General features: G+C 70.3%; 8 protein-coding genes. 3 read left to right on the top strand and 5 right to left on the bottom strand.

Annotation, left to right across the window (positions count from 1 at the left end):
* Positions 1–114: 114 nt before the first annotated feature.
* A complete protein-coding gene (locus ACFV2X_RS51220) occupies positions 115–666 on the bottom strand; it encodes a glyoxalase superfamily protein (RefSeq protein WP_385630168.1) in 552 nt (183 codons plus the stop codon).
* 331 nt (positions 667–997) lie between these two features.
* On the opposite strand from ACFV2X_RS51220, the gene ACFV2X_RS51215 reads away from it, so the two are divergent.
* The gene (locus tag ACFV2X_RS51215; RefSeq protein WP_385630166.1) at positions 998–3121 is read left to right on the top strand and encodes an autotransporter-associated beta strand repeat-containing protein; all 2124 of its coding nucleotides are present in this window, start codon (positions 998–1000) and stop codon (positions 3119–3121) included.
* A 44-nt stretch (positions 3122–3165) separates the two neighbouring features.
* Here the strand turns inward: ACFV2X_RS51215 and ACFV2X_RS51210 are convergent, their stop codons facing one another.
* On the bottom strand, positions 3166–3555 hold the full coding sequence (locus ACFV2X_RS51210; protein WP_385630164.1) for a VOC family protein: 390 nt from the start codon (positions 3553–3555) through the stop codon (positions 3166–3168).
* 115 nt (positions 3556–3670) lie between these two features.
* Here ACFV2X_RS51210 and ACFV2X_RS51205 point away from each other — a divergent pair, with 115 nt between their 5' ends.
* A complete protein-coding gene (locus ACFV2X_RS51205) occupies positions 3671–3886 on the top strand; it encodes a DUF6011 domain-containing protein (protein WP_358636307.1) in 216 nt (71 codons plus the stop codon).
* A 19-nt stretch (positions 3887–3905) separates the two neighbouring features.
* Here ACFV2X_RS51205 and ACFV2X_RS51200 read toward each other — a convergent pair whose 3' ends face one another.
* Complete coding sequence (locus ACFV2X_RS51200) at positions 3906–4739, bottom strand: hypothetical protein (protein ID WP_385630162.1); 834 nt, start codon at positions 4737–4739, stop codon at positions 3906–3908.
* A 345-nt stretch (positions 4740–5084) separates the two neighbouring features.
* Complete coding sequence (locus tag ACFV2X_RS51195; RefSeq protein ID WP_385630159.1) at positions 5085–5756, bottom strand: DUF4232 domain-containing protein; 672 nt, start codon at positions 5754–5756, stop codon at positions 5085–5087.
* 209 nt (positions 5757–5965) lie between these two features.
* On the opposite strand from ACFV2X_RS51195, the gene ACFV2X_RS51190 reads away from it, so the two are divergent.
* Entirely contained in the window at positions 5966–7321 is a 1356-nt protein-coding gene (locus ACFV2X_RS51190; protein ID WP_385630158.1) for a lipase, read from the top strand.
* A 183-nt stretch (positions 7322–7504) separates the two neighbouring features.
* On the opposite strand, the gene ACFV2X_RS51185 is transcribed toward ACFV2X_RS51190, so the two are convergent.
* Complete coding sequence (locus ACFV2X_RS51185) at positions 7505–8770, bottom strand: IPT/TIG domain-containing protein (protein WP_385630156.1); 1266 nt, start codon at positions 8768–8770, stop codon at positions 7505–7507.
* Positions 8771–8826 lie beyond the last annotated feature (56 nt).

The raw sequence follows: 8826 nt of genomic DNA, 5'->3' as shown, positions 1-8826 counted from the left end.
AACAACCCCCCTCCAGCGGCGGCCCGGTATTTTTTTTAAACCGCCCGGGGGGGGGGTGGGGGCCCCCCCCGGGCGGCCGCGCGCGGGGCGGCGGGCCCCCCCCCGCCGGGGCGGCTACTGCGGGGACGGCGGCTGCGCGAATCTCAGGACATTGCCGTACGGGTCGATGACCTGCAGTGTCGGCCCTCCGGGCGCGTCCGGATCGATTCCGGGGCGTATCGGCGCGTTCGGTCGGGCGAGCAATTCCTTGTGCAGCACGACTACGTCGCGCACCGGGAGCCAGACCACGGCGTTGGGGCTGCCATCGCCGTGGTGCTCGGAGAGGTGCAGCACGGCTGATGAGCGCGATACCTGCACGTACAGTGGCAGCCCGGGCTCGAACCGGTGCTCCCAGTCCAGGGCGAAGCCCAGGTAGTCAAGGTAGAACGGCAGTGCCTGTGCGACGGACATGACGCGCAGGACCGGCACGCCCGGGCTGATGTCCGGCGCGTCAGGGCTCCCAGCCCGGCTCGCCAGGGCGGCCAGCACGTTCCAGTCCCTGGTGCCGAACTGGTGGGCGATCAGTTCGAGCGCGAGGCTGTGCGGGATCGCGATCCCTGCTGCGGCAAGGTCCTCGCGCAGGAGTTTGGCCAGCTTCTTGGCGTGGTCGGTGGTGGTGGACGTCATCGCGCCCGGCTTTCCACGCGGCCCATCCTGCCGATGCTCGCGTTGTCGGCTGGTGCCGCGTTGAGTGAGCCGAGGCGAGGCGACCCACGGTGCATTCACCCAACCTTGAAAGGCGCGAGCGGCCGGCTGCACCAGGCCGTCGTTGATGTTATCGGTTGACCTGAGCGGCGCGCCACCATGCGCCGCGGGCACTCCGAGCGTCAGTCAGCCTGACGCGATGTCACCATCGCTACGTGCGCCTCACCCACGGGCCGCATGCCCGGCCGAAGACAGGCGAAGAGGGACCATGAGATTTCTGTTATCGGTCCCGGTCCCGGCGCGTCTCCCTTTCGTGCGCAGCCTCATCCACAAGACAGCAGTATCCGCCGGAGCCCTTGCCGTGGTCGCCCTCCTGCTCGGTGCCCCCACCGCGAGCGCCGCCGGACCCCGGGACGTGACCGCCGACGTGCTGGCGGGCCGGAACGTGACACTCGCCGGTGACACGGTGGTGACCGTGCCGGCCGGGACGACCACGTACAACGGCGTGTTCAGCGGCACCGGCACGCTCACCGTGCGCGGCACCGGCACACTGGTCCTCACCAAGGACAGCGATTTCACCCTGCCGAAGTCCCGGCAGCGGCAGGTGGTGAAGACGCAGGGCGGCAACCACCCGTACGTCACCGTCAGCAACCCGGACCCGCCGACCGTGACCGTGGCGAAAGGCGCCACCCTGCAGTACGGCGACGGCGGCACCACCGGACTGATCGGCCACTTTCCTTACAACACCCCGGCGTTCCGGCTGAACCAGGACAACATCCGGGTGGACGGCGCCCTGCGGCTCTCCCTGAAGAGCGCCTACAACCTGGGCACCGTCAGCGGCTCCGGGCTGGTCGCCCAGCCGAGGTTCCTCTGGGGCACCTGGGATCTGTCGGGCGCGCACCCCTTCTCCGGGGTGATCGACAACGGTACGCAGGTGAACGCCGGCCGGCCGGAGTACGCGACCTCGCTGCCCAATGTCCGCAAGGTCCTCAACCAGGGCACCTGGACCGTGGACACCCCGCTGGGCCAGACCGTCACCATGGGCATGGACTTCTACCAGCGCGAGTACGGCAGCGACATCAACGTCCAGTCCCGGCCGGGGAGCAAGGTCATCCTGACCGGCCAGTACAGCTGGTCGAACCAGGGCGGCGACACCAACCCCTCGCTCAGCGACCCCGCCCTGAACTGGACAGCCGCGCGGAAGAACGTCAACAAGCGCGGCACCAACATCAAGGGCGCCGACGTCCAGTGGGGCGACGGCACCACGAACAAGATCTTCATGCCGGGCACCGCCGAGACCGTCTACATCAACCTGCTGGCGGCCCGCTCCCGTTCACTGCTCACGTTCGACTACAACGGCCCGGTGACGCTGGGTGCCCCCATCGGTGGCGGTCGCTTCCACGACACGCTCTCCGCGCCCGGCGCGGGCGACATCGTCATCAAGGGGACGAAGGGCAATGACGTCACCTTCGCCGCCGTCCAGTACTACAACGGCTCGACGACCGTCGAGAAGGGCGCCGTACTGCGTCTTGGCAGCGGCAAGCGGGACGGCGACGGCGGGCTCTACACCAGGGGCGACCTCTACAGGGTCGTCAACAACGGCTCTCTCGTACTGAACAACACGGCCAAGTCCGCGACCCTGTCCCGGATCAGCGGAAGCGGGTCGCTCACCCAGGCGGGCGCCGCGACGACGACCCTGACAGGCGGCGCGGTGACGTATACGGGGACGACGACGGTCAAAAAGGGCACACTGGCGCTGCGCTCCGGGGCGACCCTCGCCCGCAGCAAGGCGATCCGCCTCACCTCGGCAGGGGCGAAGCTGGACGTGGGCACGACGGGCCTGCGGGTGGCGACCTCGTTGTCCGGCAAGGGCACGGTGAAGGGCTCGGTGACGAACCAGGGCGAGGTGGCGGGTGGGCTCGCCGTGACCGGTGACTACAGGCAGAGCACGAAGGGTCGACTGGCCTTGTACGAGCGACCGTTGCGGGTGGCGGGCAGGGTCGAGCTGGCCGGGAAGCTCGACCTTTCGGGCGTCGGAGCCAAACCACCGCGGAAGATCAGCGTCCTGGACCACAAGGGCGGGACCAGGACCACAGGCGCGTTCACCGGTCTCCGTGAGGGGGCCGAGGTGAAGCTCGCCGACACCACGTACCGGATCAGCTACCGGGGCGGGGACGGCAACGACGTGGTGCTGACCGCCGCCACCGGCGCCGCCGCCCATGCGTCCGCGAGCGCCCATGCCGACACGTCCTCCTCCGGCTCCTCCGGTGCGGCGGCGGAGACCACGGAGAACGCGAACTCCTCCAGCGACAGTGGACTCGGCTGGTGGCCGTACGCGCTGGCCGTCGGGGTGCTGAGCGGCCTGGCGGTGCCGGTGGCGCGGCGCAGGGGCGGGCCCGGTGGGCGGCGGGGCGGACGGCACGCCGCGCACGGGTGACCTCGGGGCCGCGTCCAGCGCCCGGTGGACGCGGCCCCGGGTCGTCACTGGCCGGTGGGCCCGTTCCAGTCGACGAGTTGGACGATGACGCCGTTGGGGTCGCGGACCTGGAAGGCGCGCTCGCCCCACTCCTCCTCCGTCAGCGGCATGGTGATCGTGACGCCCTCGGCCCGCAGGCGGGCCAGCTCGCCCTCGAGGTCTTCGACGACGAACGCGACGATCAGGCCGGCGGCGTGCTCGTCGCGCTGGTCGGCGGGCAGGGTCTCCAGCCCGCGGCGCAGAAAGATGACGTTCATGGCCAGGTCGTCGCGGGTCAGGGACGCGAAGCCGTCGGCGGCCATTTCCTCATGAAAGCCGAAGTGCTCGACGAGGAAGGCGCTGGAGGCGGAGACATCGTCGACGTTGAGGGACACGGCACAAGAGGTGACCTTCACAGGCTCTCTCCTTACAAGATCGCACTCGCACAGTTTCTCTATACACGGTACACCGTACTATGTATAGAGATTGAGCGCCTATGGCGGTCCGGACCTCACCTGGTACACCAGAGTCATGACCGCCGACGACCCCACCACGCTGCCCGGCCTCGTCGAGGAGCCCAGCGCTCCGCGCCGCCGCGTCACTTGTCGTATGTGCGGGCGGCCGTTGCGCGGGCGTGAGGCGCGGTTGTGGGGGTTGGGGGATGAGTGTCGGGCGAAGCTCGCGGTGCGGAGTGCGCCGAGGCCGCCCGCGCATGATGTGGAGCAGGAGACGCTGCCGGGGATCTGACGGGATGCGCGCGCCGCCGTCAGCGCGTTGTGCGCTTCTCCCACTCCGCGCGGTCGCGCGCGTAGACCTCGTCGGGCGCGAGCAGATCCGTCGCGCCGGTGGCGCGGAGGAAATCGGGGTCCAGGCAGTTGTCCCAGTCGTCGGCGCAGCGGTGCTGCCAGGAGGGGCCGTCCCAGTCGTCGTCCTCGCGGGCGCGGTGGACGACGCGGCCTCGCCAGCGGTATTCGATCAGCGTGGCCGTCGGGTGCTCGTCGGCGAGCGGGGCGAGCCAGAGGGGGTCGATGGCGCTGAGGGGGTCGCCCCAGTCGTTCGGGGTGGTGGGGGTGGGCAGGGCCGTCGGTGGCGGGTCGGGCAGCGGGGTCGTGGGCGTGGCCATGGGGCCGACATCGGCATGGCGGCAGTTGCCGGTGAGGTAGCTGCCGTTGACGGACAGCCGCCATGAGCCGTCGGGGTCGCGGCGCCAGGGCGCTTCGGGGGCGACGGGCGGGCGGTCGTCGGTGGTCGTGACGCGCACGTCGTCGAAGCCGTAACGGCAATAGCGGTACGGGCCGTCGTTGACGTCGTCCTGCCAGATCACGTCGCGGTCGTGACCCTCGTTGTAATGGCGGCCCCAGATGGCGCCGTAGAGATACGGGGCGTGGTCCTGGCAGAAGTTCACGATGTCGGGGCTCTTGCCCGAGCCGTACTGGATGTCGACGTAAGCCCCCTCCGGCTCGCGCCGGATCAGGACCGGGACGTGGTACGAGCCGCGGCGGCCGAGCAGGATCCAGGTGATCCACTGCGCCTCTACGGCGTCGATGCGGTCGCCGGGGCGGGCGTAGACCCGGATGGCGTCGGTGCAGATGTTCGACACGGCTTCATGATGTCAGCGGTGCCGGGCCGCTATGACGAGGTCCGGCTGGAGTAACAGCGGCGTCAACTGCCCTGTGGTCGAACGTCCTTGCGTATGATACGGGCGGCGTCGCGGCCGCGAGGCCCCTGTGTGTTTCTTGCGAGAAAGGCGGACCACCACAGTGTCCGATGACCAGGAGGACGAGGTCCACGAGGTGCTCGACGAGCTGGAAGACGCCCTGGAGGACATGGGCATCGACATCGAGCTCGACGGCGACTGAGCGGCGGCGAGGGTAGCCGACGCCTGTTGGCTACCCTCCTCGCGTCCCGGCCACGGACGGGCGTCCCGGTCACGGACCGCGTCGGCTCACTGGGTGGCGGTCCAGGCGCTCCGGCGGGGAGAGGGCTTCGACGTGGGGGTCGTCGTGGAGGGCTTCTCCGGGGTGTACCAGGGGCTGACGCCCAGCTTGCCGGTGTTGCCGAGGTCGATCAGCTCGGTCACGGTCTGCCGGGGGCTCCCCTCAACCGGGGCCACGTCCAGGGCCCGGCCGTTGACGGCCTGGGTCGTCGAGTCGGTCACGGTGTTCCGCCACACCACGCCCGCCACCGCCGTCTCGTTGGGGCGCAGTGTCACCTGCCGGGGCGGGTCGTCGAAGTTGTCGAGGGTGGCGATGCCCGCGGATCCATGGCTGACCCGGACATCCAGCGGCTTTCCGCCCTCGTCCAGGACGCGGACCGTCGGATAGCCCTTCAGCGTGTAGATGCGCTGGCCGCAGTTGGTCAGCTTCAGGGACATGGCGCGCAGCCCCATCGCGGCGCTCGGCTCCTCGGCCTGGACGTACACCCCGGACTCCGGGCAGGTGGGCGGCGCGGAGGGGGTGGCGGTCGGCAGATCGCCGTAGGGGCGTTGGCTGGGGTCGAGGGTTTCGGCGTGCGGGGCGGGAGGCGGCGCGGGTGCCGCGACCGCCTCGGAGGCGGGTTTGCTGCCGCAGCCGGTGAGGAGGCTGAGCAGGCCCGCGGTGGCGCCAAGTACGGCCACACAGCGAGGAGTTGAACTACGGGGTCTGACCGGGTCCGGGTCCGTGGGTCTCTCGCTCATACGGACATGTGTCGTCATGGCGGCATCCTCGCACGGTCGGCCACGAGTTCGAGTCGTTCCATGGGTGTTGTGCAACACCGACGAAAGTCAGGTCCTCGCCTGGCGATCGACAGTGGGGTGGGGGCGGTGCGCCGGGCCAGAGTCGGGGCATGCGACTGATGACTTCCGCCGTGTCCCGACTCTCACGGCGTCAACTACTCGGCGGCCTCGCCGCCACGGGGGCCGCCGTGACCCTCGCGTCCGCCTCCCTCGCCTCCGGCGCGGTGTCCTCCGGCAAGGGCGACACGGGCCACAAGGGTGGCAAGGAGCGGGCGCGCGAGGGGGACGCCATACGGGTCGGTTTGCCGGCGCCCACCGGCCCGTACCCGGTCGGGATGGTCGAGCTGCACCTGGTGGACCAGGGCCGGAAGGAGCGGTGGGGGCCCGGGGACCGGGAGCTCATGGTGAGCGTGTGGTACCCGGCGCGGCGGGGGACGGACGGGGCGGATGGCGTGTCTGCGCCGTATATGCGGCCGGGCGCGGCCGAGGCGTTCGGAGCGGGGGCCGCGCAGATCCTGAAGGTCGGGGCCGGGGCCATCGACTGGGCCGGGTTCACCACACACGCCCGCGAGGGGGCGGGGGTGGCGCGCGGTCTTGGGCGCAGGCCCGTGGTGCTGTACTCGCCCGGCATGTACAACGAGCGCACGCTGGACACCAGCGCCGTGGTGGAGTTGGCCGGCCAGGGCTATGTCGTGGTGACGGTCGACCCGACCTACGAGGCGCACGCCGTGGAGTTCCCCGACGGGAGGGTCGCCGAGGCGTCGCCGGAGATCGGCAAGATCGAGCCGATCGCCGACCGCAACAAGGCGGCGCTGGAGGTGCGGGTGGCCGACGTCCGGTTCGTACTGGACCGGCTGGAGGTGTTGGCGCGCGGTGGCAACCCCGACGCCGGGGGGCGGCAGTTGCCCAGCGGGCTCGGTGCGGCGCTGGACATGGCGCGGGTCGGGATGTTCGGCCACTCGCTCGGCGGCATGACGACGGCGGAGGCCATGCGGCTTGACCGCCGGATCCGGGCCGGGATCAACCTGGACGGGCCGCTGGGGTACGACTGGACCGACCCCGATCTGCTGCTGCCGGTCGCACACAGCGGGCTCGACCGGCCGTTTCTGCTGATGGGGGCGTGGCTGGTGACCACGTCGGGGCGGCTGCCGCACACCCATGAGCACTCGCCCTCCTGGCGGGCGCTGTGGCAGAACTCCACGGGCTGGAAGCGCGACCTGTGGACGCAGGCGGCCGAGCACAACTCGTTCACCGACTACGAGATCGTCCTCCCCGCCCTCGCCGAGCGCCTTACGCTGCCCGACGGGCTGCGGAAGCAGATGATCGGCACCGTGAACCCGGCCCGTTTCACGGCGAGCCGTCGGGCCTATCTCACGGCGTTCTTCGACCGGCATCTGCGCGGGCTGCACCGGCCGGTGCTGGACGGGCCCACGCCGAGCCACCCGGATGTGCGGTTCATCGGCTGAGCGCAGAGGACACGGCTCCCGTGCCGTGCGCGGTGTGGCCGCGGCGCGGCACAGGGGCCGTCGGTGTCCGTTCGTCCGGTGCACGCGGTGCGCAGCACCCGCCGAGCGGTCTGCGCACTGCTGCCCGGCGTGGTGGCGTACTCCTCCACCCACGACTCGGTGGTCGGCGGTCCCGTGTCCGGATCACGACACGTCGTAAAGGTAGGGGATGAGGTTGCTGTAGCCGGCCGGGGTATGCGCCCTGACGTTGACCGAGCCGGGTGACCCGCCCGGGGCCACCGCGACGACCTGGGAGTCCGAGATCGCGGCGAACGAGGACTCGACACCTCCGAAGGTCACGGAGTCGGTGTAGGTCAGGTTCGCGCCGGTGAGGGTGACTGGGTTGCCGCCGTAGTCCGGGCCATGCGACGGAGCCAGGGTGTTGACGACAGGCGCTCCGAGATACGTGTAATAGGCGCCGCCGGTCCCCACCGTGCTGGTGCCGCCGGGCGTGGTGACGGTGACGACGACCGTGCCGGAACCGCTCGGGGCGGTGACGGTCAATTGGCCGTCCGAGATGACATTGATGTTGGAGGCTGGGTTGTTTCCGAATTTCACGACGCTGGTGAGCGTCAGGTTGGTGCCGAAGACGGTGACCGTGTTCGCGCCGGTGCCCGGGCCGGAATGCGGGTACAGATCGGTGACGGTCGGGGCGGCGATGTAGAAGTACGGCAGCGGATTGCTGGTGCCGCCGGGGGTGGTGACCGTGACGTTGACCGCGGAAGGCGGCCCCGCGGGGGCGGTGACGGTGATTTGGTTGGCGCCGTTGGTGAGGATGGTCGCCGGGTTGGAGCCGAAGAGGACGTGGGTGGCGCCGGTGAGGTTGGTGCCGTTGATGGTGACGGTATTGCCGCCGGCTGTCGGGCCGGATGTCGGGCTGAGGTTGTTGAGCTGCGGGGCCGGGGTGGTGGTGTAGGTGTAGGTGAGTGGGTTGCTGGTGCCGCCGGGGGTGGTGACGGTGACGTTGACGGGGCCGGTACCCGCGGGGGCGGTGACGGTGATTTGGTTGGCGCCGTTGGTGAGGATGGTCGCCGGGTTGGAGCCGAAGAGGACTTGGGTGGCGCCGGTGAGGTTGGTGCCGTTGATGGTGACGGTATTGCCGCCGGCTGTCGGGCCGGATGTCGGGCTGAGGTTGCTGAGGACCGGGGCCGGGGTGGTGGTATAGGTGAACGGGACGGTCTGGGTGCTGGTGCCGTTGGGGGTGGTGACGGTGACATTGACCGTGCCGCTGCCCGCGGGGGTTTTGGCGGTGATCTGGGTGTCGTTGACGACGACCACATTGGTGGCGAAGCTGAAGCCGAACCTGACCTGAGCGGCCCCGGTGAGGCCGGTACCGGTGATGGTGACGGGGGTGCCTCCCGACGGAGAGCCTTGGGCGGGGCTGACACCGGTCACTACGGGTGGGGCCATGGCGTCTTCCTTGTAGTGGGCGTGTTCAGGCGGCCGCGCCCCGGCTGAGGTGAGTC

Origin of the sequence: Streptomyces sp. NPDC059679, from assembly GCF_042734105.1 — a bacterium.
Lineage (GTDB): Bacteria > Actinomycetota > Actinomycetes > Streptomycetales > Streptomycetaceae > Streptomyces.
Note: the sequence above shows the minus strand (reverse complement) of the source record. Positions and strands in the feature narration are given on the sequence as shown.

Excerpts from the sequence above, each read along its gene's own strand:
- ACFV2X_RS51220 (WP_385630168.1), bottom strand. The coding sequence starts at position 666 with ATGACGTCCACCACCACCGACCACGCCAAGAAGCTGGCCAAACTCCTG.
- ACFV2X_RS51205 (WP_358636307.1), top strand. The coding sequence starts at position 3,671 with ATGACCGCCGACGACCCCACCACGCTGCCCGGCCTCGTCGAGGAGCCC.
- ACFV2X_RS51190 (WP_385630158.1), top strand. The coding sequence starts at position 5,966 with ATGCGACTGATGACTTCCGCCGTGTCCCGACTCTCACGGCGTCAACTA.
- ACFV2X_RS51185 (WP_385630156.1), bottom strand. The coding sequence starts at position 8,770 with ATGGCCCCACCCGTAGTGACCGGTGTCAGCCCCGCCCAAGGCTCTCCG.